This is a genomic window from Bacillus cereus group sp. BfR-BA-01330 (assembly GCF_022663885.1).
GTDB lineage: Bacteria > Bacillota > Bacilli > Bacillales > Bacillaceae_G > Bacillus_A > Bacillus_A cereus.
Genome location: NZ_JAKUGK010000005.1, coordinates 412667 through 438871 on the forward strand (window position 1 = coordinate 412667; position 26205 = coordinate 438871).

Below are 26205 nucleotides of genomic sequence, written 5' to 3' on the forward strand. Positions count from 1 at the left end.
GTAGTGAAAATAAGAATTATAAAAAAACTCTTGTCATTATTTTAAAACTATGTAAATATAGGTGTCAAGACAGTTGAAAAGTGTAAAGTAGGAGGCAACAATTATGCCAAGCGCAGATGTCTTAATTATTGGAAGTGGCGTTGCGGCACTTCGTGTTGCAAAAGAGATTTGTCACGAAAAGAATGTGATTATTATCACAAAGGAGACGAAACATAATAATAATACACATTTAGCTCAAGGTGGAATTGCCGCAGCGGTAGCTACATACGACAATCCTAATGATCATTTTGAAGATACGCTAGTAGCAGGGTGTCATTATAACAATGAAGAAGTGGTCCGTTATTTAGTCGAGGAAGGACCGAAAGAAATTAATAACCTTATTGAAAATGGAATGAAATTTGATGGAGATGAAACAGGTCCTCATCTTGGAAAAGAAGGAGCGCATCGAAAACGTCGTATTTTACATGCAGGTGGCGATGCAACAGGAAAGAATTTATTAGAGCATCTTATTCAAGAAGTAGCTCCATACGTTACGGTAGTGGAACAGGAAATGGTGCTCGATTTTATTATAGAAAAAGATAAATGTGTTGGGGCTTTAACTCGCAACAATAAAGGAGAATTGAAACGTTACAATGCAGATTATACGGTGTTAGCTTCAGGCGGTATTGGCGGTTTATACGCCTTTACTTCTAATGATGAGACGATTACAGGCGATGGACTTGCAATGGTGTACCGTGCAGGCGGAGAGCTTGTAGATTTAGAGTTTATACAATTTCATCCGACGATGTTATACGCGGGTGGGCGTTGTTCTGGTCTTGTGTCCGAAGCTGTTCGCGGAGAAGGAGCTGTCCTTATAAATGGAAAAGGGCAGCGTTTTATGATGGATATACATTCCGAACAGGATTTAGCGCCTCGTGATGTAGTCGCAAGGGCTATTCATGAACAGCTACTTGCGGGTGAAAAAGTGTACTTAAACATCGAAATGATTCAAAACTTTGAACAACGCTTTCCGACCGTGTCATCGATATGTAAAACAAATGGAGTCGATATAAATAAAAAACTTATTCCAGTCGTGCCTGGTACTCATTTTCACATGGGCGGCGTGAAAACGAACTGTGATGGAGAGACGTCTATTCCGAACTTATACGCAGTCGGTGAAGTAGCTTGTAACGGGGTTCATGGTGCAAATAGATTAGCGAGTAATTCATTATTAGAAGGTCTTGTGTTTGGAAAAAGAATCGGACGACACATTTTATCTAGAGAGACAAAAGAAAAGGTGAACATGCTAGCCGAAAAGGAAGCAAAGTTTATCGTTCTGAATCATTTACCGACGAAAGAAGAAATACAAAAATGCATGATGAAATATGTTGGGATTGTGCGAACAGAGCAAAGTTTATCTTATGCGAAGAGATGGCTTAGTAAGTATGGTGTTCGAAATATGATATTACAACATGATGTTCTTACGAATGAAGAGATAACGCTTATTAATATGTTAACGGTTTGTGAGCTTATAGTTGTGTCAGCCTTGCAAAGAGAAGAAAGTATTGGCGGGCATTACCGGAGTGATTATCCAGATAGAAATATAGGAAAGAAAGAGATTGTTCGAGTAAAGAGAAAACGACAACTTGTGTGATGAGGGGAAGAGGGGCTTTATGAACACGATAAAAGTTAAAGAAGCATTAAATCGATTTTTTTTAGAAGATATAGGGGAAAGAGATGTAACATCTCAGCTTATTTTTCCAGATAACTTGCTTTCGAAAGGAACGTTTCTTGCGAAGGATACAGGGGTCTTTGCAGGACGTTTAGTAATTGAATCAGGATTTAAATTAATTGATGAGAGAATTGAAGTAGAGCTTCATAAAAAAGATGGGGACCTTGTAGAAAAAGGCGAAATCATTGCAACTGTGCAAGGCCCAATTGCATCGTTATTAACAGCAGAGCGCGTTATATTAAATATTATTCAGCGTATGAGCGGAATAGCGACGATGACGCGTAAAGCGGTTCTTGCTTTAGATAGCAGTCATACTCGCATTTGTGATACGCGAAAAACGATGCCAGGACTACGTATGTTTGATAAGCATGCAGTCGTGTGCGGCGGTGGATTTAATCATCGCTTCGGTTTATATGATGGTGTCATGATTAAAGACAATCATATTGCGTTTGCTGGTTCTATTACAAAAGCTGTTACATCAGTGAAAGAGAAGTTAGGACATATGGTGAAAGTAGAAGTAGAAACAGAAACTGAGGAACAGGTGAGAGAGGCTGTTGCTGCTGGTGCTGATATTATTATGTTCGATAATCGTACGCCAGATGAAATCCGGGAGTTTTCAAAAATTGTACCAAGTGCTATCGTTACAGAAGCTTCAGGGGGCATCACAATTGAAGATTTACCGAAATACGGAAAAACAGGGGTAGATTATATTTCACTTGGAGCGTTAACACATTCAGTGAAAGCACTTGATATTAGTTTCAATATTGAAGGATAAGGAAAGTGGCTTAGAGGGGAGAAACGTATATGAGTATTTTAGAACAAGTACAGCCAATTGAAACGATGTTACCAGAGCGTTATTACACGATGTCAACGGAAGATATGGAAAAGCGTGTTCGTGAAATTAAAGAGAAAATGGGGAAAATGTTATTCATTCCAGGGCATCATTATCAAAAAGATGAAGTGGTACAATTTTCAGATGCAGCAGGGGATTCACTTCAGCTTGCACAAGTTGCAGCGAGCAATAAAGACGCAAAATATATTGTGTTTTGCGGGGTGCACTTTATGGCGGAAACAGCAGATATGTTAACGACAGATGATCAAGTTGTCATCTTACCAGATATGCGTGCAGGTTGTTCGATGGCGGATATGGCAGATATTGAACAAACAGAAAGAGCATGGAAAGAGCTCACGAAATTATTTGGAGATACGATGATTCCGTTAACATATGTGAACTCTACAGCTGCAATTAAAGCGTTTTGTGGTCGTAACGGAGGAGCAACAGTAACATCTTCTAATGCAAAGCAAATGGTATCTTGGGCGTTTACTCAAAAAGAACGTCTCGTCTTTTTACCAGACCAACATTTAGGGAGAAATACAGCGTACGATTTAGGTATCCCGTTAGATAAAATGGCAGTATGGGACCCACACACAGATTCATTAGAGTACGATGGGGATATAGAAGAAATTCAAGTAATTTTATGGAAAGGGCATTGTTCTGTTCATCAAAATTTTACAGTGAAGAACATTGAGAGCGTACGAAAAAATCATTCTGATATGAATATTATTGTACATCCAGAATGTTGTTATGAAGTTGTAGCTGCTTCAGATTATGCAGGCTCAACGAAATATATTATTGATATGATTGAATCAGCGCCATCTGGTAGCAAATGGGCGATTGGTACAGAAATGAATTTAGTGAACCGAATTATTCAGCAACATCCAGATAAAGAAATTGTTTCACTTAATCCATTTATGTGTCCGTGCTTAACGATGAACCGAATTGATCTGCCTCACTTATTATGGACACTTGAAACGATAGAAAGAGGAGAAGAAATTAACGTTATTAGCGTAGACAAACAAGTAACGGCAGAAGCGGTTCTTGCATTAAATCGTATGTTAGAGCGTGTGTAAAGCAACGGTATTCCTGTTGCTTTTTTTCATACATATAATCATAACGAGAACGAAATGGGCATACATTGTTTTGAAGAAATCATTGTGGTTCTTTATGCTTATTCCGCTTCGAATGATATTGAAAATCGAAGAAGTGATAAAAGTGAAAAGAAGTTAATGTTATTTAGAAAGAGTTACTTCATGAGATTTGTTACTTATAGATAAGTTATACAGGAGGGGGAAAATTTGAAAATTCATATCGTGCAAAAAGGGGATACCCTTTGGAAAATTGCGAAAAAGTACGGAGTGGATTTTGACACGTTGAAAAAAACAAATACACAACTTAGTAATCCAGATTTAATTATGCCAGGTATGAAAATTAAAGTGCCATCCAAGAGTGTTCACATGAAACAACAGGCTGGAGCAGGTTCAGCGCCTCCAAAGCAATACGTAAAAGAAGTGCAGCAAAAAGAATTTGCAGCAACACCAACTCCGCTTGGAATAGAAGATGAAGAAGAAGTTACGTATCAATCAGCACCAATTACACAGCAGCCAGCTATGCAACAAACACAAAAAGAAGTGCAAGTAAAACCGCAAAAGGAGATGCAGGTAAAGCCGCAAAAAGAAGTACAGGTGAAACCACAGAAGGAGATGCAGGTAAAGCCACAAAAAGAAGTACAGGTGAAACCGCAAAAAGAGGTGCAAAAAGAACAGCCAATTCAAAAAGAAAAACCAGTTGAAAAACCTTCTGTTATTCAAAAACCACCTGTGATAGAAAAACAAAAACCGGCGGAAAAAGAAAACACGAAGTTTTCGGTAAATGTATTACCGCAGCCGCCACAACCACCAATAAAACCGAAAAAAGAATATAAAATTTCAGATGTAATAAAAAAAGGAAGCGAGTTAATTGCTCCTCAAATTAGTAAAATGAAACCTAACAATATCATTTCTCCGCAAACGAAAAAAAACAATATAGTATCGCCGCAAGTGAAGAAAGAAAATGTAGGAAATATAGTATCGCCGCAAGTGAAGAAAGAAAATGTAGGAAATATAGTATCGCCACAAGTGAAGAAAGAAAATGTAGGAAATATAGTATCGCCGCAAGTGAAGAAAGAAAATGTAGGAAATATAGTATCGCCACAAGTGAAGAAAGAAAATGTAGGAAATATAGTGTCACCGCAAGTGAAAAAAGAAAATGTAGGGAATATAGTGTCACCGCAAGTGAAAAAAGAAAACGTAGGGAATATAGTATCGCCAAATGTATCGAAAGAAAATGTAGTTATTCCACAAGTCATACCGCCAAATATTCAAATGCCAAATATTCAAATGCCAATCATGGATAACAACCAACCACCGAATATAATGCCAATCATGGATAACAACCAGCCACCGAATATAATGCCAATCATGGATAACAGCCAGCCACCGAATATAATGCCAATTATGGATAACAACCAGCCGCCGAATATAATGCCGAATATGATGCCGATTATGGATAACAATCAAATGCCGAATATGATGCCGATCATGGATAACAATCAAATGCCGAATATGATGCCGATTATGGATAACAATCAAATGCCGAATATGATGCCGATTATGGATAACAATCAAATGCCGAATATGATGCCGATTATGGATAACAATCAACCACCCAATATGATGCCCTATCAAATGCCGTATCAACAGCCCATGATGCCGCCGAATCCGTATTATCATCAAATGCCATATCAGCAAGGAGCGCCGTTTGGACCGCAATATACGTCTATGCCAAACCAGAATATGATGCCAATGGATAATAATATGCCGCCGCTTGTGCAGGGTGAGGAAGATTGTGGATGCGGAGGAGAAAGTAGACTATATAGTCCACAACCAGGCGGTCCGCAATATGCGAATCCTTTATATTACCAACCAACTCAGTCTGCATATGCACCACAGCCAGGAACGATGTATTATCAACCAGATCCACCGAATGTATTTGGAGAGCCCGTTTCAGAAGAAGAGGACGAAGAAGAAGTTTAAAAAGGCGGGAGTATTCCCGCCTTTTTTACATTCCTGTTAATTAAGAAAATGAAGTTTTTTTATGAAGTGCTAGAAAATTCCCAGTGAAATATTAACAGTGTAAAAACCTTCTCGGTTACTCATCATAAGAGGGAGCTTTTCAGTAGAGAAGCTCATTCTAACAGAGGGGGTTTTTGTATTGAATACGAAAGTAAAAGTGATTGCTGCTTCTTTGTTAGTTACCAGTGCATTAGCTGCATGTGGTACACCGAAAGATAACAATGCAATGGATGGACGTAACTACAATTACGAGCGTACATCTTATAATGATACACACCAGTATCGTGATAATGTGACACGTAATGATCGTTATACAGATTATGTAACATATAGAAATGGTCGTAACGATACAGGATACAATTATTATCGAGATGTAAATTACAATGGACAAATTGCTAATCCGCATCCAACTCGTAATATTACAATGAACAATTCATACATTAACAATGATGGTAAAACAGCTGAAAGAATAACAAATCGTGTGAAACGTATGAATAACGTAGACCGTGTGTCTACAGTTGTATATGGAAACGATGTAGCGATTGCGGTAAAACCACGTAACACAGTGACAAATGAAACGGCGATGGCTAACGAAATTCGTCAAGCTGTTGCAAATGAAGTTGGAAACAGAAACGTATATGTTTCTGTAAGAAATGATATGTTTACTCGTGTCGATGCAATGAGTACGCGTCTACGTAACGGTACAGTTACAAACGATTTTAATCGTGACATAGTGAATATGTTCCGAGACATTCGTTACGGTTTAACTGGTACAGTGCGATAACAAAACAAAAGAGGAAGGGATAGCCCTTCCTCTTTATTCATCGTTGTCTTGTAAGCGACGTTTTTTAATAAAATAACTAACGGAATAAGAAACTAAAAAGCATATGAAAAGAATACTACCTGTTGAAATAGCTTCAAATAGAGGTCTTTCTGGACTGAAAATAATATAAATAATAGCCGTAACGATTCCTACAATAAGGGAGTGGAAGACAAGTTTGTAATAAGGAGTTAACTGTATTTCCTTTTCGCCTTCTTCTACATCGATTGAAACACTTAACTGTAAATAAGCAAGTAAAATACTTGTAAACATAAATAATAGCCACAATGGAGATTTCGTAATTTGATCAATGCCTTCAGTGAATCCGATATAGCCTAAAATTCCAACTACGCCAATGTATTGAAAAAGAAAGACAATACGTATGTTTTTTAACATTTGAAGAATGAGGCGTTCATCCTTTATTTTTTTCATAATATTCATCCCCTGCTTATTATGATTTCGCTGTCACATTAATTGTAACATATATATTGCAATTATCAATTTATAATTTACATAAAATAATTTGGATGAAAGAGGAAATAAAATATTTTTATAAACATGTTGCACTTATACTTTATTAATGTTATATTAGCAAAGCGATGAGCTAATTTACGTAAGACGAGAGATATGCTTAAGTGCTAAACACGCGAATGTGGTCGCCTGGTCTCTCGCCGTAAACGCATCAAGACGCCTGCTTTGCAGGCGTCTTTCATTTTATATAAAAGTAAATGATACATGCAGATGAGGTAAACCCTTATCTGCATTTTTTATTTTTCGAAAGAAATGTAATATGGATAAAACCCCCATTTCCGGAAAAACTACTAATGAAAGTATGATCTTGCCTAAAAGAGGTGAACGGAAATGAAATGGATACTGATTGCGATGCAAGCTTTCGTTATGATGTTTTGTTTCGTTTATGAAACGAATGTGAAGGCGGAAGGGCCAGTACCAGAAGTAACGAAAAAAGAACCTGAGGTTACAATTTTATTAGAGCGTATGTATGTTGATGGCGAAGTAAGCGAAGAAATACTTACAGAAAAAGTGACGGATTTAGAAAAGTTTTTACAGCAGTATAAAGAATGGCAGCTCGTTGATCGTGATGATGTACAAATTGTATTGCAAAAGAAAGTTGATGATATTTCTCCGTTATTGAAAACGAGCGGGTATTTTGGTGTTTCAGAGGAAGGGATATTACAAATTTTCAAAGGTGTACCGAAAAGTGATAATGCGATCCATTCTTTCTTTCAAATTGATATGAAAAAGCTTGAGAGCTATGAACGTGCGAAATTGAAACGTGGCATTCGTATTAAATCAAAAGAAGGTTTTGTGAAGACGATTGAAAAAATGAAGCAATACGCAGTTCAAAGTAAGAAAAAAAGCAGCTCATGGTGAGCTGCTTTTTTCTTATTTATTTTTAGCTAAAATTTCTTTTGCGATTTCATCAATTAGCATATCTTTTCCGATTGGATTGAATGCTTTCGTATTGAAGACTTCATTTGATACTTCATATACGTGATTGTTTTTAACTGCTTTATTGTCTTTCCAAACAGCACTGTTTTTGTAGTCTTCGTAAACTTTATCAGCTTCGCCGCCGAAGTTTACAACGAACATTTGATCAGGTTGGAATGCAACAAGACCTTCTAGCGATACTTGCGCCATCGTTTGTTTTAAATCTGTGCCTTTTGTTGCTGGAAGTTTTAAGTCGTTAAAGATGATGTCACCGTATCCGAAGCTACCGTATACACGGAAGTTTTGTGGTGTAACTGCGACGAACATAAAGTTCTCATCTTTTGTTTTCTCTTTAATTTTTTTAGATAAAGAGTCTGCTTTCTTATCGTAGTCTGCAATCCATTTGTCCGCTTTCTTCTCTTCGTCAAATAGCTTACCTACTTCTTTAAACTTACCACGCCAGTCTTCTAAGTTTGTTTCTAGAACAACTGTAGGTGCAACCTTTTCTAGTTGATCATAAATTTTCAATTGACGGTTGTTTAAAATAATTAAGTCTGGTTTTAAAGCAGTAACAGCTTCTAAATCAACTTTAGGTGCCCAGTACCAACCTACTGCTTTTACTCCATCTAACTTGTCTGTTAAGTGATCTTGGATTTTATCTTTATATGTATTTGCTGTACCAACAGGTTTGTGTCCAAGAAGTAATAGTTCTTCTGTTGATCCAGATAAGTCAACAATTCTCTTTGGATTTACTGGAATTGTAGCTTCACCTTTAGCATGTTTTACAACTTTTGTTTTCGGTTGTTCTTTTGCCTTCGATTCTTCTTTTTGAGAAGAACAGCCAACGATAGAAAGAACAACGAGCATAATAGTAAATAAAATAAATAGCTTACGTTTCATCCTGATGTAACCCCTTTAATTAGTATTGATAATCATTATCGACTTCTGTATATTAAGGTGCTTTAACCTTTCTGTCAATGGAAAATAACAGAAGTTTCAAGTGGAGAACATTTGTTGGGGCAGTCTCGCTTTTCTATCATTAAATATGTTAAAATGGAATACATGATTTAAGAGGGAGAGATCGTATTTTGTTTGAATATGTTACAGGTTACGTGGAGTATGTAGGGCCGGAATATGTCGTAATTGATCATAATGGAATTGGTTATCAAATTTTCACACCAAATCCGTATGTATTTCAAAGAAGTAAGCAAGAAATCCGTGTCTATACATATCATTATGTGAGAGAAGATATTATGGCACTTTACGGGTTTAAAACACGTGAAGAGCGTTTATTATTTACAAAGTTGTTAGGCGTGTCTGGCATTGGGCCAAAAGGAGCTCTTGCAATTTTAGCTTCTGGTCAAACAGGACAGGTCGTTCAAGCGATTGAGCATGAAGATGAGAAGTTTTTAGTGAAATTCCCAGGCGTCGGAAAGAAAACAGCACGCCAAATGATTTTAGATTTAAAAGGAAAACTAGCAGATGTCGTACCAGATGCATTTGTTGATTTATTCTCAGACACAGAACGTTTTGATGAGAAGAAAGGTTCATCAGCTGAGCTTGATGAGGCACTGGAAGCTCTCCGCGCACTTGGATACGCAGAACGCGAAGTTTCTCGTGTTGTACCAGAGTTATTAAAAGAATCATTAACGACGGATCAGTATATTAAAAAGGCACTTAGTCTTTTACTAAATGGTAAGAGGTGAGTATAATGGACGAACGTCTCCTTTCAGGGGAATCTGCATATGAAGATGCGGATTTAGAATATTCATTACGGCCACAGACGCTCCGTCAGTATATTGGCCAAGATAAAGCAAAACATAATTTAGAAGTATTTATTGAAGCGGCGAAAATGCGTGAAGAAACGTTAGATCACGTGCTTTTATATGGACCACCAGGTCTTGGTAAAACGACGCTTGCGAATATTATTGCCAATGAGATGGGCGTTAATGTTAGAACAACTTCAGGTCCCGCAATTGAAAGACCAGGAGATTTAGCTGCTGTATTAACAGCGCTTCAGCCAGGGGATGTATTATTTATTGATGAAATTCATCGTTTGCATAGATCAATTGAAGAAGTATTGTATCCTGCGATGGAAGACTTTTGCCTTGATATTGTAATTGGAAAAGGGCCTTCAGCACGTTCTGTACGCCTAGATTTACCGCCATTTACATTAGTTGGAGCAACAACACGTGCTGGAGCATTATCGGCACCGCTTCGTGACCGCTTCGGTGTACTTTCAAGGTTAGAGTACTACACAGTAGATCAGCTTTCTGCGATTGTTGAACGTACAGCAGAAGTATTTGAAGTTGAAATCGATTCGTTAGCTGCATTAGAAATTGCAAGACGTGCTCGTGGTACACCTCGTATTGCGAATCGTCTTTTAAGACGTGTACGTGATTTCGCGCAAGTTCGTGGTAACGGAACGGTTACGATGGAAATTACACAAATGGCATTAGAGCTACTGCAAGTAGATAAATTAGGTCTAGATCATATTGATCATAAATTACTGCTTGGTATTATTGAGAAATTCCGTGGCGGTCCAGTTGGATTAGAAACGGTTTCAGCAACAATTGGAGAAGAATCTCATACGATTGAAGATGTGTATGAGCCGTATTTATTACAAATTGGCTTTTTACAACGAACGCCAAGGGGCCGAATTGTAACGCCGCTTGCGTATGAACATTTCGGAATGGAGATACCAAACGTATGACGGAGATGCCAAAGCTGCTTATTACAGCCGGGATCTTACTCATCGTTGTTGGATTAGCTTGGAAGTTCATTGGAAGGCTTCCAGGCGATATTTTTGTGAAAAAAGGAAACGTTACCTTTTATTTTCCTATCATTACATGTATTGTGTTAAGTATTGTATTATCTTTTATTATGTATATAATAAATCGATTTAAATAAGAAATAGGTGGATATAGCTATGGATATAAATCTGTTTGATTTTCATTTACCAGAAGAACTTATTGCACAAGTCCCGTTAGAAGATCGTGAAACATCAAGATTAATGGTGTTAGACCGTGAAACAGGTGATATTGAGCATAAACATTTTACGGATATTCTTTCTTACTTACATGAGGGGGATTGCTTAGTTTTAAATGAAACGAAAGTTATGCCTGCTCGTTTGCACGGTGTGAAAGAAGATACAGGCGCGCACATTGAAGTACTTCTTTTAAAACAAGAAGAAGGTGATAAGTGGGAAACGCTTGTAAAGCCAGCGAAACGTGTAAAAGAAGGAACTGTTATCTCTTTTGGCGAAGGGAAATTAAAAGCAACTTGCACAGGAACTGCAGATCAAGGTGGACGCCAGCTTGAATTTTCATATGATGGCATCTTCTATGAAATTTTAGATGAACTTGGGGAAATGCCGCTTCCTCCATATATTAAAGAGACGCTGGAAGATCGCGATCGCTATCAAACAGTATATGCGAAAGAAATCGGTTCAGCAGCAGCGCCGACTGCGGGACTTCACTTTACAGAAGAGTTACTTGAGAAGTTAAAGCAAAAAGGCGTTCAGTTAGCATTCATTACACTTCACGTAGGACTTGGAACATTTAGACCAGTTTCTGCAGACACGATTGAAGAACACCATATGCACGCAGAATATTATCATATGTCTGAAGAGACAGCGGCATTATTAAATCGTGTGAAAGAGAATGGTGGACGTATTATTACTGTAGGTACGACATCAACTCGTACGTTAGAAACAATTGCAACAGATCATGACGGTAAGCTCTGCGCCGCTTCTGGGTGGACAGATATTTTCATGTATCCGGGATATGAATTTAAAGCAATTGATGGTTTAATTACAAACTTCCATTTACCGAAATCAACATTAATTATGCTTGTAAGTGCATTTGCAAATAGAGATAATGTACTTCATGCTTATAATGAAGCAGTAAAAGAAAAATATCGTTTCTTTAGCTTCGGTGATGCAATGTTCGTTGCATCTCACGCTAAAATGAGAAACAAATAAAAGGAGTAAGTTATGACAGCAATTCGTTATGAATTTATTAAGACATGTAAACAAACGGGTGCCCGTTTAGGTCGTGTGCATACGCCGCACGGTTCATTTGATACACCAACATTTATGCCAGTTGGTACACTTGCAACAGTTAAGACAATGTCACCAGAAGAATTAAAAGCAATGGATTCTGGCATTATTTTAAGTAATACGTATCATTTATGGCTACGTCCAGGTCATGAAATTATTCGTGAAGCAGGCGGCTTGCATAAATTTATGAACTGGGATCGTGCAATCTTAACAGACTCTGGTGGTTTCCAAGTATTCAGTTTAAGTGACTTCCGTCGTATTGAAGAGGAAGGCGTTCACTTCCGTAATCACTTAAATGGAGATAAATTATTCTTATCACCAGAAAAAGCGATGGAAATCCAAAATGCATTAGGTTCAGATATTATGATGGCATTTGATGAGTGTCCACCATTCCCAGCTACTTTTGAATATATGAAGAAATCTGTAGAGCGTACGAGCCGCTGGGCAGAACGTTGCTTAAAAGCGCATGAACGTCCGCAAGATCAAGGTTTATTCGGTATTGTACAGGGGGGAGAGTACGAAGAGCTTCGTCGTCAAAGTGCGAAAGATCTTGTTTCAATGGACTTCCCTGGTTACGCTGTAGGTGGTTTATCTGTAGGCGAACCGAAAGATATTATGAACCGTGTACTTGAGTTTACAACACCACTTCTTCCAGATAATAAGCCTCGTTACTTAATGGGAGTAGGTTCTCCTGACTCGTTAATCGATGGCGCAATTCGTGGTATTGATATGTTTGACTGCGTACTTCCAACTCGTATCGCTCGAAATGGTACATGTATGACAAGTGAAGGTCGCCTCGTTGTAAAAAATGCGAAATTCGCAAGAGACTTCGGTCCGCTTGATCCAAACTGTGATTGCTACACATGTAAAAACTACTCTCGTGCGTACATTCGTCACTTAATGAAATGTGATGAAACGTTCGGAATTCGTTTAACGTCTTATCACAACCTTCATTTTCTGTTAAACTTAATGGAGCAGGTGAGACAAGCTATTCGTGAAGACCGTCTTGGCGATTTCCGCGAAGAGTTCTTTGAACAGTATGGCTTTAATAAACCGAATGCTAAAAACTTCTAATACATAATTTAAAAGGAGGAACAAAAGATGAATGCAGGTATGATGAATATCGTTATGATCGTTGCGATGTTTGCGATTTTCTATTTCTTATTAATTCGCCCGCAACAAAAACGTCAAAAAGCAGTTGCTCAAATGCAAAGTGAGTTAGCAAAAGGTGATGCTATCGTAACAATCGGTGGTTTACACGGTACAATCGAATCAGTAGATGAGACGAAAATTGTTATTAAATCTGGTGGTTCACACTTAACGTTCGATCGCAATGCGATTCGTGAAGTTGTGAAAAACTAATTTGGAAGGCCCTGCATGAAATATGCAGGGCCTTTTTTAGTTACTTTGCTTTGACATATTTACACCGAAAATACCACCGAGTGTACTCGCCCCCATTAATGCTAATTGATAAAGTAATTGTGAGTTCGATAAAGTTTGAGAAAAGCCTAAATAGTTAACTAGAAAAACGAGTATAGTGAACGTGAGACCTGTTGTGAGACCTACTAGCCAACCTTTTCCTTGAGCCTTTTTGCCGGCAGTAAATCCAGACATAAGCATAGATAAAAGAGCGAGTATAAAAATAGTAACGGTTAATGTCCCTTCGTTTATATTCGTAAACTTTAATAAAAGAGCCATAATCATACTAGTAATAGATGCGAGAATTAGTAGTGTAACAATACCGAAGCCAATTGCAGTTGATAATTTTTTCGTTCCATCCATTTATGCATTCCCCCTTTTTAATACAAGCATATTTTCCTTTTGTCTAAGTTAGACTAGTTTCTTTTTTATAGGGGAGTCTATACGTAAAAAAGGAGATGTAGAAATGGAATGGATATCAATAATTGGACGGACAATGCTTTTGTATATCATCATCTTAATTATTTTTCGTCTTATGGGTAAACGTGAGATAGGAGAGCTAAGTGTATTAGATTTAGTCGTATTTATTATGCTTGGAGAAATGGCTGTAGTGGCAATTGAAAATACCGATAAATCACTTTGGCATCAATTAGTTCCGATGACTTTTCTTATGTGCATCCAAATTATTTTGTCAGTCATTTCCCTAAAGTATCAACGCTTTCGGCATTTAATAGAAGGTGAGCCGGCTATTCTTGTAAACGCGGGAAAGATTGATGAAAAGAAGATGAGAAAGCAACGTTATAATATAGATGATTTAATGATGCAATTAAGGGAACAAGGAGTTGGAGATATTCGGGATGTAGAATATGCTATTTTGGAACCGTCTGGGAAGTTATCTGTCTTTCAAAAACAAAAAAATAAACAAGATACATTGCAGTTTACGCTTCCTCTTATTATTGATGGAGAAATTCAATCTAGTCATTTACAAATGATTGAACATACAGATGCATGGCTTATTGAGAAATTAAAAAACTTAGGTTATAACGATGTAACACAAATTTTATACTGTAGTTTTCAAAACGGAAAATTTTTTGTTGATGTAAAAGAAAATTAGAGACTTATTCTTTGAAAGAGTAAGAATGATTAGTGTAACTAATAATCAGTGGAGATTACCCCACTGATTAAAGTTTCACCTTATTTCAAAAATGAAAGTTTACGAATGATAGGGAGACGACTTAACTCTTCTTTTCGAATGAGTTTGAAAGTGAAGAGAAGTACGATATAAACAATTGTTGTTAAAGTGATTTCCCATAATGTTTGTATGCCAAGGGCATGAGAGAAAATAATATATTTATGAAGATAAAAACCGAAGGCGCCTGCGATACCGATGGCAAGTCCGCCGAAAATATAGTCTTTTGCGTAAATGGTAAATGTAATCTTTTTTAAAACAGTAGCGTAGTGAAGAAATGTTACTGTTACAATATTTGCTGCAATAGCGAGAGCAACCCCCATCATTTGAAATTCTGGCCTTGATGCTAGTACAAAAATAACGATTAATTTCACGATGGCTCCAATAAATGTATTCATCATTGCAGCTCTTGCTAAGTTTAAAGCTTGCAAAACAGAGGTAAGTGGACTTTGGAAATAATGAAATAAAAAGCAAGGCGCAAGAAGTTGAATGAATGCTGTTGCGCTGTCTGATCCATACATAAGAGTTAAAACAGGAGAAGCGAATACGTATAATATAACGACAGACCATCCGCCGGTAATTAATGAAATTCGAAGTGCTTGTTGTAAACGGTGCTCCACTAATTTATGTTGTCTTTTTGCCATTGCTTCACTAATAGAAGGGACGAGCGCTGTAGAGAGAGCGTATGTAATAAAGGCGGGTAGTGATAGAAGCGGGAATGCATAACCGTTTAATATACCGTATTGCTGGGTTGCAACAGAAGCAGCGACACCAGCGATTGCTAAGCTTTGCATAACGACAATAGGTTCAAAAAAATATGAAACGGAGCCGATTAAACGACTTCCTGTAGTTGGAAGGGCAATATCCATCAGAGAATAAAATGTCCCTTTGCTTTCCTTTACAGTAGTGAAAAATCCAGAGCGTATTGATAAATGTTTTTCTCGCTGAAATAACGTGAGTAAAAATAATAACGATGCAACTTCACCGAGAACAGCTGATAACATAGCGCCGGCTGCAGCGTATTCTATGCCGTAAGGTAAAAATAATTGAATGCATATAGCGATAATGGTAATGCGGACGACTTGTTCTAGAACTTGCGCATAAGCGCTAGGTTTCATGTTTTGTTTCCCTTGAAAATAACCACGCAAAACAGAAGAAACAGCAATAACAGGAACAACGGGCAAAATGGCCATTAATGGATAGTACGTTCTTTCGTCGGTTAATAATGTTTTTGCTAAAATAGGTGTGAGGAACATAATTCCGATTGTTAAAATAATACTAATAACGGATGTAACAGCTAGTGATACGGTTAATATTTTTTTAACTCTTTGTTTATCGTTCACAGCTTCCGCTTCTGCTACAAATTTTGCGATTGCGACAGGAAGACCAATTTGTGTCAATGTAATTGCTAAAATGAATGTAGGAACGGCCATCATATAAAGACCAACGCCTTCTTCTCCCAAAATACGTGCCATTACTATGCGGTTGATAAAGCCGAGTATTTTTGTAATAAAGCCGGCTATCATTAAAATAAATGCGCCTTTTAAAAAGCTTTGTCTCGTCATGTTCTTCTCCTACCTTCTCAAAATCAATGGAATGATTTACAATAATTTATATGCACGTACGAGACAAGAATGACAAGCATTTAAGAGAGTGAAATATGATAGTGCTCTTGAAAGTAGTTATTGCTGTCCATTAGAGCGGGAATAAAAGCGACTTTTCGTGCGAAATAAGAAGGAGATGTTATAGATGTTAGATAGAGAGGCTTTGGTAGAATCATACCGCGGACAGTTACAAGTCGTTTTAGAAAGTAAAGTAGAAGAGTTTCAAATGTTCGGCTACGACAGAGTGACAGATGATGACATTTGGAAGTTTCTTAAAGTGAAAAAGTGGAAGAAGATAGACAGCGATGTTAGATTGTATGAATTAGTTAATGACGTATTAACAGTAAGTGCTAATGAATATATGACATATTTAACTGTTGAAGCATATCAAGCGCCACTTTGGTCATTTGATGAATATGAAAATAAATAACCGACTGCAATTGGTTTGTTCTTCCTTTTGCAGTATAATGATAGGTATTGATAATCAGGAAATAATTATGTCTAAGATCATATATAAAGGAGGTAGTGAAGAGAGAAAACAAATAATGAAAGTGCAGGTATCGTGAAAACGTACCGGCACAGCTAGTGATGAGCTAGCAAAATTATAGAAAGGAAGTCTACTAACTAGACGTATGCACACGTGTAAAAGTGAATCGTAAGAGATTTATTTAAAGTGTTAGTAGCGGAAAGAGGGTACATATGGCAAAGCGTGGTACGAGAATTGCCGCCTTTTTCCTCATCGTTTTATTAATCGGTGGAGTAATTGGTGCGGCAGGAAAAGACATAGCAAAAGGAATTAGTCTAGGACTAGACCTTCGCGGTGGTTTTGAAATTCTGTATGAAGTAAAACCAGCCAAAAAAGGTGACAAAATCGATCGAGACGTACTTGTAAGTACAGTAGGTGCTCTTGAGAATCGTGTCAATGTTCTCGGTGTAAGTGAGCCGAACATTCAAATCGAAGGGCAAGATCGAATTCGTGTACAGCTTGCTGGTGTACAAGATCAGCAAAAAGCACGTGAAATGTTATCAACACAAGCGAAATTAACATTCCGTGATGTAGATGATAATCTTCTTATGGACGGAACGGATTTAAAAGGCGGCGGAGCGAAGCAAACATTTGATGAGCAAGGCCGTGCGAGCGTAGGTCTTACACTAAAGAGCGCTGAAAAATTCCGTGAAGTAACTGAAAAAATTTCAAAAATGCCACCACCAACGAATTTAATGGTAATTTGGCTTGATTTTGAAGAAGGAAAAGATTCGTACAAAGCAGAATCTGCAAAACCGAATCCGAAGTTCTTATCAGCAGCAACAGTAAACCAAGTATTTAACCAAGCTGAAGTATCTATCGTAGGTGGAAACTTCACAGTTGAAAGTGCGAAACAACTTTCATCTTTATTAAATGCAGGTGCACTTCCTGTTGATTTAAAAGAAATGTATTCAACATCTGTTGGAGCGAAATTTGGTCAACAAGCGTTAGAGCAAACGATTTTCGCTAGTGCGATTGGTATCGCTCTTATTTTCTTATTTATGCTTGTATTCTACCGTTTACCAGGACTTGTAGCGGTTATTATGTTAGGTTTATACATTTTCGTTACATTACTTGTCTTTAACTGGATGCATGCAGTTCTTACGTTGCCAGGTATTGCGGCGTTAGTGCTCGGAGTAGGTATCGCAGTTGATGCGAATATTATTACGTACGAGAGACTGAAAGAAGAGTTGAAAATTGGTAAGTCCATGATGTCGGCATTCCGCGCTGGTAACCATCGTTCATTAGCAACAATTCTAGATGCAAACGTTACAACTCTTGCAGCAGCTGGTGTGTTATTCGTTTATGGTAATAGCTCTGTAAAAGGATTCGCAACAAGTTTAATCGTAAGTATTTTAGTTGGTTTTATTACGAACGTATTCGGTACTCGTTTCTTACTAGGTTTACTTGTAAAGAGCCGTTACTTTGATAAAAAACCAGGATATTTTGGTGTGAAACAAAAGGATATTATTCCATTAACAAAAGGGGTAGTACATCCGCCAACGAGATTTGATCGTATTAATTTCGTAAATATCGGTCATAAATTCCTTATCTTCTCGATTGTAGTTGTAATTGCGGGTGCAATTATCTTACCAATTTTCAAATTGAATCTTGGTATTGACTTTGCGAGTGGTACACGTATCGACTTGCAATCAAAACAAGCCGTTACTGTGTCTGATGTTCATAAAGATTTTAAAGAATTGAACATTGATGTGAAGGAAGAAAATATTGTACCGACTGGAGATGACAATAAAGGTTTCGCAGTTCGTACATTAGGTGTTTTATCAAAAGATGAAATTGCGAAAACAAAAACATTCTTCCACGATAAATATGGTACAGATCCAAACGTAAGTACAGTTTCACCGACAATTGGTAAAGAAATTGCACGAAATGCATTTATCGCAGTATTAATTGCTTCTGCGGTTATCATTTTATACGTAAGTATTCGTTTCCGATTTACGTATGCGTTATCTGCAGTGCTTGCATTATTACATGACGCATTCGTTATGATTGTTATGTTTAGTATTTTCCAACTAGAGGTAGACTTAACGTTTATTGCTGCAGTACTAACAATCATCGGTTATTCTATTAATGACTCGATTGTTACATTTGATAGAAACCGTGAATTATACAAACAGAAAAAACGAGTGCGCGATATAAAAGATCTAGAAGAAATCGTAAATGCAAGTATTCGCCAAACGCTTGGTCGCTCGATTAACACCGTATTAACAGTGTTATTCCCAGTAATTGCACTGCTTATCTTCGGTAGTGAGTCACTACGTAACTTCTCGTTTGCGTTACTTGTTGGATTAATTGTAGGTACGTACTCTTCTGTTTTCGTTGCCTCTCAAATTTGGTTAATGCTTGAAAACCGTCGTTTGAAAAAGGGAAAAAACAAGAAGAAGGTTGAGAAAGTAGAATCTGAACCGCAAGTATAGAAAAGATGATGTCTCTTTATGAGGCATCTCTTTTTTCGTTTGTGGATACAATAAGATAGCAACTTTTTAACAGAAAGAAGATGGAAGAAAGTGGTGGTGCTATCGCTGTTTTTGTTAAAATAAAAAGATAGGTTAAGAAAAGAAGGGATTTTAATTATGGAAAAAGATGAACGTTTTAAACAGGCCGAGTTTGGTGCTATTGTCGGGATCGTTGGTAATATTATATTAGCGATTGTAAAGGCGGTAATTGGTTATATTGGGAACAGTAAAGCGCTATTAGCGGATGCCGTGCATTCTGCATCAGATGTAATAGGTTCGCTAGCTGTACTTTTTGGATTGCGAGCGGCAAAGCAGCCACCTGATGAGGATCATCCGTATGGTCATGGTAAAGCGGAATCGATTTCAGCGATTATTGTTGCGGTATTATTATTTATTGTGGGACTTGAAATCGCGATTTCGTCTATAAAAGCTTTTTCGCAAGAACTAGAACCGCCGAAAGGAATTACGATATTTGCTGTTGTTCTTTCAATCGTCGTGAAAGAAGGAATGTTTCAATATAAATTCCGATTAGGGAAAAGAGTAAACAGTGATGCAATTATTGCAAATGCATATGAGCACCGTTCGGATGTATTTTCTTCAATTGCAGCTTTAATCGGTATTTGTGCAGCTATAATAGGTGGTGAGCTTGGTATAGACTGGCTTGTATACGCTGATCCAATTGCGGGATTAATTGTTTCACTTCTTGTTGTAAAAATGGCATGGAGCATTGGAGCGGAAGCAATTCATGCAACGCTTGACCATGTTCTTCATGAGGAGGATGTTATTCCGCTTAGAGAAGCAGTTCTTCAAGTAGATGGTGTGAAAAAAATTGGTTCTTTATATGCACGGGAGCATGGTCATTATGTTATTGTCGATATTAAAGTGTCCGTAGATCCATACATTACTGTAGAAGAAGGACACCGTATTGGAAAACATGTGAAAGAAATACTTATGAAACAAGATAATGTACAAAATGTATTCGTACATATAAATCCGTATTCTCCAAATTAAACATCATTAACATTTTAGTATATAGATATTGCATCGTAGTTTGCATTATATTGTCACCCCTTAATCTGTCTTGTATAATGAACAGGTTAAGGGGTGATTTCGTGTTACAACCGAAGACGCGTTGGAAAGAAAAAGAATATAATGACGAGCGAGTGAGTGAATTAGCAAGTAAATTACAGTTATCGCCACTTGTCGTTTCGTTATTCCTCGGTAGAGGACTCGATACAGAAGATAAGATTTTAGATTTTTTAAATACAGAAAATCAAGAATTTCATGATCCATTTTTATTAGAAGGAATGGATAGAACGGTAGAACGTGTAAATAAGGCGATTCAAAATGGAGAGCAAATATTAATATTTGGTGATTACGATGCGGACGGAGTAAGTAGTACGACAGTTTTATATCTTGCTCTTCAAGAATTAGGTGCAGAAGTAGAATTTTACATTCCAAATCGTTTTACAGAAGGGTATGGACCGAACGAAGAAGCATTTCGTTGGGCGCATAGCGCAGGGTTCTCGCTAATTATTACTGTCGATACTGGTATTGCAGCGGTACATGAAGCGAATGTAGCGAAAGAGCTTGGAATAGATCTAATTATTACAGATCACCATGAGCCACCGCCAGAATTGCCAGAAGCACTTGCGATTATACATCCGAAATTAGATGGCGGTGTATATCCGTTTCACTATTTAGCTGGTGTAGGTGTTGCGTTTAAAGTTGCGCATGCACTATTAGGCCGTGTACCAGAACATTTATTAGAGATCGCAGTAATTGGTACAGTAGCCGATTTAGTATCACTTCATGGTGAAAATAGGTTGCTAGTGAAACGCGGTTTAAAACATATGCGTATGACGAGAAATATTGGTTTGAAGGCATTGTTTAAAGTTGCTAACGTTTCGCAAAGTGAAATTACCGAAGAGAGTATTGGTTTCTCAATTGCACCTCGTATTAATGCGGTTGGGCGTTTAGAAGATGCTGCGCCGGCTGTACACCTTTTATTATCAGATGATCCAGAGGAAGCGAAAGAGCTAGCTGAAGAAATTGATGAGCTGAACAAACTGCGAAAAGATATTGTAAAGCAAATTACAGAAGAGGCTATCGCTGAAGTGGAAAATAACTTCCCACCAGAAGAAAATAAAGTATTAGTACTTGCGAAAGAAGGCTGGAACCCAGGGGTAATTGGAATTGTTGCTTCGAAATTAGTTGAACGTTTTTATCGTCCGACGATTGTATTAAGCATTGATCCTATAAAAGAAACAGCAAAAGGCTCAGCACGTAGTATTGCAGGATTTGATTTGTTTGCAAATTTATCAGATTGTAGAGAGTTATTACCACACTTCGGAGGGCATCCGATGGCAGCGGGAATGACGCTACATATGAATGATGTAGATGAATTACGTCGCCGCTTAAATGAACAAGCAGATGCAATTTTAACAGAAGAAGATTTTATTCCAATTACAGCAGTTGATGTTTTTTGTAAAGTAGAGGATGTAACGCTAGCGGCAATTGAAGATATGCAAAAACTAGCCCCGTTTGGTGTTGGAAATCCGAAACCACGTATTGCAGTAAAAGATGCAGAGTTAGAAAGCATTCGCGCAATCGGATCAGATGGCTCTCATTTAAAAATGGCTCTTCGTGATGGACAAGCAACACTGGATACAATTGGATTTGGCTTTGGTGCATATGCGAAAGAAATCTCTCCAGTTGCAAAAGTATCTGTAATAGGAGAAGCGTCTATTAATGAATGGAATAACTTTAAGAAGCCACAACTAATGGTACAAGATATTGCTGTAGAGGCGTGGCAATTATTTGATTGGCGTAGTATGCGTAATGCAGAAGCAAATTTAGCAGAACTTCCGAAAGAAAAAATAACAATGGTGTATTTTTCTGAAGAGGTATTGAATAAATTTTCTTTAGAGAGCTATAAAGAAAAGCTCATGCATGCTTCAGAAGTAACGCATTTAGATGATCAATATATCGTGTTACTTGATTTACCAAAAGGAACAGATGAATTACGTGAGCTATTTAAGGTAGGATTCCCAGCGCGAATTTATACGCTATTTTATCAAGAGAATAACCACTTATTTAGTACAGTTCCGACGAGAGAACACTTTAAATGGTACTATTCTTTCTTAAGCCAAAAAACACCATTTTCTTTAAGACAATATGGAGAACAACTATGTCGTCATAAAGGTTGGTCAAAAGATACAGTAAATTTCATGACACAGGTGTTTTTTGAGTTAGAATTTGTTACAATAAAAGATGGCGTCATTTTTATGGCAGACAAAAAACAAAAGCGTGATTTAATTGAATCGAACACATATCGTGAGAAAATGAACCACTTACAATTAGAAAAAGAATTGGTTTATAGCACATATCAGCAACTATATACATGGTTTGAAACGATTCGTAATCATAAAGAAGTAGAACAGTTAGGGTAAAGGATTTGTATTTACAAACCTTTTAGATCTGAGGAGGATTCAGAAATATGGATTTCAAGCAACATATCGCAATTGTACCGGATTATCCGAAAGAAGGTATTGTGTTTAAAGACATTACACCTTTAATGAATGACGGTAAAGCATACAAAGCAGCAACAGACGCAATCGTTGAGTACGCAAAAGAAAGAGATATCGATGTTGTAGTAGGACCAGAAGCTCGTGGTTTCATTATCGGTTGCCCAGTTTCTTATGCGTTAGAAGTAGGATTTGCGCCAGTTCGTAAATTAGGAAAATTACCACGTGAAGTAATTACAGTTGACTACGGTAAAGAATATGGTAAAGATGTTTTAACAATCCATAAAGATGCAATTAAGCCAGGTCAACGCGTATTAATTACAGATGATCTATTAGCTACAGGTGGAACAATCGAAGCGACAATTAAGTTAGTTGAAGAGCTAGGCGGAGTTGTAGCAGGAATTGCATTCTTAGTAGAACTTACTTACTTAGATGGTCGTAAAATGTTAGATGGTTACGATGTATTAGTATTAGAAAAATACTAATCACTATATAGGTAAAACTACGGTGATAAAAAGTACCCGTGAATCTCTTGGAGAGGAGCGGGTACTTTTGTATAATTGAACAAAAAATTATGGTGAAATGTCAGTAAAATCTTTTCCTTTTCACAATTCACAATCATTGGGTTATAATGATAGAATATAATTTATTCTATTAAATAAAGATAAAGTCAATTTTCAATAAAAGGTGATTCGATGGCAAATGAGCAGGTACTAACAGCTGAACAGGTACTCGAGAAAGCAAGTCAATATTTAGCGGATGAAGATATTGAGCTAGTGGCACGTGCCTATGAATATGCACGTGATGCGCATAGCGAACAATATAGAAAATCGGGTGAACCGTATATTATTCATCCGATTCAAGTTGCAGGTATTTTAGTTGATTTACACATGGATCCAGCTACGGTATCAGCAGGTTTCTTACATGATGTAGTGGAAGATACAGAGATTACGTTAGAAGATATTGAACGGGAATTTAACAAAGAAATTGCTATGCTTGTTGATGGCGTTACAAAGCTTGGGAAGATCAAATATAAATCTCACGAACAACAACAAGCAGAAAACCATCGCAAAATGTTTATTGCAATGGCTCAAGATATTCGAGTTATTTTAATTAAACTAGCTGATCGTCTTCATAACATGCGTACATTGAAACATTTGCCTCAAGAGAAGCAGCGTCGCATAGCGAATGAAACGTTAGAAATCTTTGCACCTTTAGCACATAGACTCGGAATTAGTACTATTAAATGGGAGCTAGAGGATACGTCACTTCGCTATTTAAATCCCCAACAATATTATCGTATTGTAAATTTAATGAAGCGTAAACGTGCAGAACGTGAAGAATACTTAGACGAAGTAATGACTGGTATTCGTGAGAAATTAAAAGAAGTTGCAATTCAACCTGAGATTTCTGGAAGACCGAAACATATTTACAGTATTTATCGTAAAATGGCACTGCAAAATAAGCAGTTCAATGAAATTTACGATTTATTAGCTGTACGTGTCGTTGTAAATAGTATTAAAGATTGTTATGCGGTGCTTGGAATTATTCATACGTGCTGGAAGCCGATGCCAGGTCGTTTTAAAGATTATATTGCAATGCCAAAAGCAAATCTATATCAATCTCTTCATACGACTGTAATTGGACCAAAAGGTGATCCACTTGAAGTGCAAATTCGTACGAAAGAAATGCACGAAATTGCAGAATTCGGGATCGCGGCACACTGGGCGTACAAAGAAGGAAAAACAGCAGAAACAACAGGTACATTAGAGAAGAAACTCACATGGTTCCGTCAAATATTAGAATGGCAAAATGAAGCTTCTAATGCAGAAGAATTTATGGAGTCATTAAAAATTGATTTATTCTCTGACATGGTATTCGTCTTTACACCGAAAGGCGATGTAATGGAATTACCACTTGGATCGGTTCCGATTGATTTCGCGTATCGTGTCCATTCGGAAATTGGGAATAAAACAATTGGTGCAAAAGTAAACGGTAAAATGGTGACGTTGGATTATAAATTAAAAACAGGCGACATCATTGAAATTTTAACGTCGAAACATTCATATGGCCCAAGTCAAGATTGGGTAAAACTTGCTCAAACATCTCATGCGAAAAATAAAATTCGTCAATTCTTTAAGAAACAACGTAGAGACGAAAATATTGAAAAAGGCCGTGAACTTGTTGAAAAGGAAGTACGTGGTCTAGAGTATGAGATGAAAGAAGTATTGGCGCCGGATAACTTAAAACGCGTCGCTGAGAAATTTAACTTTGCAAATGAAGAAGATATGTTTGCAGCAGTTGGATATAGCGGAATTACAGCTTCGCAAATTGTTACGCGACTAACGGACAAGTTCCGCAAACAACGCGAAGAAGAAGAAATTGTTGAAGTTAAAGAAGTCCGTAAACCGATGAAAATTCGAAAATGGGATTCTGGTGTAAAGGTAAGCGGTGCTGATAATTTATTAATCCGTTTATCGAAATGCTGTAACCCAGTTCCGGGCGATGATATCGTTGGGTATATTACGAAAGGCCGAGGTGTATCAATTCACCGCCGTGATTGTGTAAATGTTCATACAGAAGAAGCTGTAGAACGATTATTAGAGGTAGAGTGGGAAGGTAGCCCTGAAAAAGAAATTGAGTATAACGTTGATATTGAAATTTCAGGTTACGATCGCCGCGGTTTATTAAATGAAGTACTGCAAGCTGTTACAGAGACGAAAACATACATTTCAGCTGTTTCTGGTAGAAGTGACCGTAATAAGATGGCAACAATTAATATGTCAATCTCGATTCGTAACTTACAACACTTGAAAAAAGTAGTAGAACGCATTAAACGCGTTCCAGAAATTTATGCAGTACGACGCATGATGCATTAATAGGGAGTGTAGAAAGATGAGAGTTGTTTTACAACGATCAAAGAAAGCGTCTGTCACAGTAGACGGTGAGATCGTAGGACAAATTCCGTTCGGTTTAACATTACTAGTTGGCATTACGCACGAAGATACAGAAAAAGATGCAACTTACATTGCGGAAAAAATTGCAAACTTACGTATTTTTGAAGATGAGAGCGGAAAGATGAATCATTCTGTACTTGATGTAGAAGGACAAGTTCTATCTATTTCGCAATTCACATTATACGGAGATTGCCGCAAGGGCAGACGTCCAAACTTTATGGATGCTGCGAAACCTGATTATGCAGAGCGTTTATACGATTTCTTTAATGAAGAAGTTCGTAAACAAGGATTACATGTGGAAACAGGGAAGTTTGGAGCAATGATGGACGTTTCTTTAATCAATGATGGTCCGGTGACCTTAATTGTAGAAAGTAAATAGTGTTCATAAAAAAGAGAGGGTTATATTAAAATGTACCCTATAGAATAGACACTTAAAAAAAGTCTATTCTATAGGGTATTTCTTGTATAATGAGAGAAAAATGAGAATCGGAGAAATTTTAAAATGACGAAAAAAT

Annotated in this window: 23 protein-coding genes and 1 pseudogene; 20 read left to right on the forward strand and 4 right to left on the reverse strand. The window is 37.3% G+C overall.

The annotated features are described in order from the left end of the window. The first annotated feature begins 103 nt into the window (after nucleotides 1-103). The 5 genes and pseudogenes from nadB (at nucleotide 104) to MR112_RS17325 (ending at nucleotide 6446) form a co-directional block, all read left to right on the forward strand. Nucleotides 104-1633, forward strand: coding sequence for an L-aspartate oxidase (nadB, locus tag MR112_RS17305; RefSeq protein WP_001138522.1), 1530 nt, complete (start codon nucleotides 104-106; stop codon nucleotides 1631-1633). A 19-nt stretch (nucleotides 1634-1652) separates the two neighbouring features. Continuing rightward, the gene (gene nadC, locus MR112_RS17310; RefSeq protein ID WP_069358209.1) at nucleotides 1653-2486 is read left to right on the forward strand and encodes a carboxylating nicotinate-nucleotide diphosphorylase; all 834 of its coding nucleotides are present in this window, start codon (nucleotides 1653-1655) and stop codon (nucleotides 2484-2486) included. Between the two features lie 29 nt (nucleotides 2487-2515). Continuing rightward, nucleotides 2516-3622, forward strand: coding sequence for a quinolinate synthase NadA (gene nadA, locus MR112_RS17315; protein WP_000025339.1), 1107 nt, complete (start codon nucleotides 2516-2518; stop codon nucleotides 3620-3622). Between the two features lie 225 nt (nucleotides 3623-3847). Beyond that, nucleotides 3848-4004, forward strand: a pseudogene (gene safA, locus MR112_RS28910) (SafA/ExsA family spore coat assembly protein); the annotation flags it as partial. 1797 nt (nucleotides 4005-5801) lie between these two features. After that, nucleotides 5802-6446: a YhcN/YlaJ family sporulation lipoprotein gene (locus MR112_RS17325; RefSeq protein WP_001093536.1), complete on the forward strand. Its 645-nt coding sequence runs from the start codon at nucleotides 5802-5804 to the stop codon at nucleotides 6444-6446. Between the two features lie 33 nt (nucleotides 6447-6479). Here MR112_RS17325 and MR112_RS17330 read toward each other — a convergent pair whose 3' ends face one another. Continuing rightward, a complete protein-coding gene (locus MR112_RS17330; protein ID WP_000721223.1) occupies nucleotides 6480-6914 on the reverse strand; it encodes a hypothetical protein in 435 nt (144 codons plus the stop codon). A 429-nt stretch (nucleotides 6915-7343) separates the two neighbouring features. On the opposite strand from MR112_RS17330, the gene MR112_RS17335 reads away from it, so the two are divergent. After that, nucleotides 7344-7874, forward strand: a complete 531-nt coding sequence (locus MR112_RS17335) for a BofC C-terminal domain-containing protein (RefSeq protein WP_000871175.1) — start codon at nucleotides 7344-7346, stop codon at nucleotides 7872-7874. A 12-nt stretch (nucleotides 7875-7886) separates the two neighbouring features. Here MR112_RS17335 and MR112_RS17340 read toward each other — a convergent pair whose 3' ends face one another. After that, the gene (locus MR112_RS17340; RefSeq protein ID WP_078186499.1) at nucleotides 7887-8831 is read right to left on the reverse strand and encodes an iron-hydroxamate ABC transporter substrate-binding protein; all 945 of its coding nucleotides are present in this window, start codon (nucleotides 8829-8831) and stop codon (nucleotides 7887-7889) included. Nucleotides 8832-9019: 188 nt separating this feature from the next. Between MR112_RS17340 and ruvA the strand changes: the two genes are divergently transcribed. Genes ruvA through yajC form a run of 6 tightly spaced genes read left to right on the forward strand, consistent with a single transcriptional unit; the run spans nucleotide 9020 to nucleotide 13353 of the window. Next, nucleotides 9020-9637, forward strand: a complete 618-nt coding sequence (gene ruvA, locus MR112_RS17345) for a Holliday junction DNA helicase RuvA (RefSeq protein WP_000464511.1) — start codon at nucleotides 9020-9022, stop codon at nucleotides 9635-9637. A gap of 5 nt (nucleotides 9638-9642) precedes the next feature. Further along, on the forward strand, nucleotides 9643-10644 hold the full coding sequence (gene ruvB, locus MR112_RS17350) for a Holliday junction branch migration DNA helicase RuvB (protein WP_078186500.1): 1002 nt from the start codon (nucleotides 9643-9645) through the stop codon (nucleotides 10642-10644). After that, complete coding sequence (locus tag MR112_RS17355) at nucleotides 10641-10841, forward strand: DUF2905 domain-containing protein (RefSeq protein ID WP_000138162.1); 201 nt, start codon at nucleotides 10641-10643, stop codon at nucleotides 10839-10841. Before ruvB ends, MR112_RS17355 begins: the two co-directional genes overlap by 4 nt. Before the next feature lie 19 nt (nucleotides 10842-10860). Beyond that, the gene (gene queA, locus MR112_RS17360) at nucleotides 10861-11913 is read left to right on the forward strand and encodes a tRNA preQ1(34) S-adenosylmethionine ribosyltransferase-isomerase QueA (RefSeq protein WP_000354014.1); all 1053 of its coding nucleotides are present in this window, start codon (nucleotides 10861-10863) and stop codon (nucleotides 11911-11913) included. Nucleotides 11914-11925: 12 nt separating this feature from the next. Further along, the gene (gene tgt / locus MR112_RS17365) at nucleotides 11926-13065 is read left to right on the forward strand and encodes a tRNA guanosine(34) transglycosylase Tgt (RefSeq protein ID WP_000125365.1); all 1140 of its coding nucleotides are present in this window, start codon (nucleotides 11926-11928) and stop codon (nucleotides 13063-13065) included. 27 nt (nucleotides 13066-13092) lie between these two features. Beyond that, complete coding sequence (gene yajC, locus MR112_RS17370) at nucleotides 13093-13353, forward strand: preprotein translocase subunit YajC (RefSeq protein ID WP_000991115.1); 261 nt, start codon at nucleotides 13093-13095, stop codon at nucleotides 13351-13353. 36 nt (nucleotides 13354-13389) lie between these two features. Here the strand turns inward: yajC and MR112_RS17375 are convergent, their stop codons facing one another. Continuing rightward, entirely contained in the window at nucleotides 13390-13773 is a 384-nt protein-coding gene (locus MR112_RS17375; protein WP_000349150.1) for a TIGR04086 family membrane protein, read from the reverse strand. A 103-nt stretch (nucleotides 13774-13876) separates the two neighbouring features. On the opposite strand from MR112_RS17375, the gene MR112_RS17380 reads away from it, so the two are divergent. Next, nucleotides 13877-14524 (forward strand): DUF421 domain-containing protein, encoded by a 648-nt coding sequence (locus MR112_RS17380; RefSeq protein ID WP_000454818.1) that lies wholly within the window; start codon nucleotides 13877-13879, stop codon nucleotides 14522-14524. 80 nt (nucleotides 14525-14604) lie between these two features. Here MR112_RS17380 and spoVB read toward each other — a convergent pair whose 3' ends face one another. Then, nucleotides 14605-16164, reverse strand: coding sequence for a stage V sporulation protein B (gene spoVB, locus MR112_RS17385; RefSeq protein ID WP_000198300.1), 1560 nt, complete (start codon nucleotides 16162-16164; stop codon nucleotides 14605-14607). A gap of 184 nt (nucleotides 16165-16348) precedes the next feature. On the opposite strand from spoVB, the gene MR112_RS17390 reads away from it, so the two are divergent. From MR112_RS17390 to MR112_RS17420, 7 genes are all read left to right on the forward strand, one after another. After that, complete coding sequence (locus MR112_RS17390) at nucleotides 16349-16633, forward strand: post-transcriptional regulator (protein WP_000886978.1); 285 nt, start codon at nucleotides 16349-16351, stop codon at nucleotides 16631-16633. Between the two features lie 269 nt (nucleotides 16634-16902). Further along, nucleotides 16903-19167: a protein translocase subunit SecDF gene (gene secDF / locus MR112_RS17395; protein ID WP_001119066.1), complete on the forward strand. Its 2265-nt coding sequence runs from the start codon at nucleotides 16903-16905 to the stop codon at nucleotides 19165-19167. A gap of 156 nt (nucleotides 19168-19323) precedes the next feature. Further along, entirely contained in the window at nucleotides 19324-20217 is an 894-nt protein-coding gene (locus tag MR112_RS17400; RefSeq protein WP_242245153.1) for a cation diffusion facilitator family transporter, read from the forward strand. Between the two features lie 101 nt (nucleotides 20218-20318). Next, nucleotides 20319-22658 (forward strand): single-stranded-DNA-specific exonuclease RecJ, encoded by a 2340-nt coding sequence (recJ, locus tag MR112_RS17405; RefSeq protein WP_000941229.1) that lies wholly within the window; start codon nucleotides 20319-20321, stop codon nucleotides 22656-22658. 47 nt (nucleotides 22659-22705) lie between these two features. Further along, a complete protein-coding gene (locus MR112_RS17410) occupies nucleotides 22706-23218 on the forward strand; it encodes an adenine phosphoribosyltransferase (protein WP_000346215.1) in 513 nt (170 codons plus the stop codon). A 210-nt stretch (nucleotides 23219-23428) separates the two neighbouring features. Continuing rightward, a complete protein-coding gene (gene relA / locus MR112_RS17415) occupies nucleotides 23429-25612 on the forward strand; it encodes a GTP diphosphokinase (RefSeq protein WP_001262795.1) in 2184 nt (727 codons plus the stop codon). A 16-nt stretch (nucleotides 25613-25628) separates the two neighbouring features. Beyond that, a complete protein-coding gene (locus MR112_RS17420) occupies nucleotides 25629-26069 on the forward strand; it encodes a D-tyrosyl-tRNA(Tyr) deacylase (protein ID WP_001266965.1) in 441 nt (146 codons plus the stop codon). Nucleotides 26070-26205: the final 136 nt, after the last annotated feature.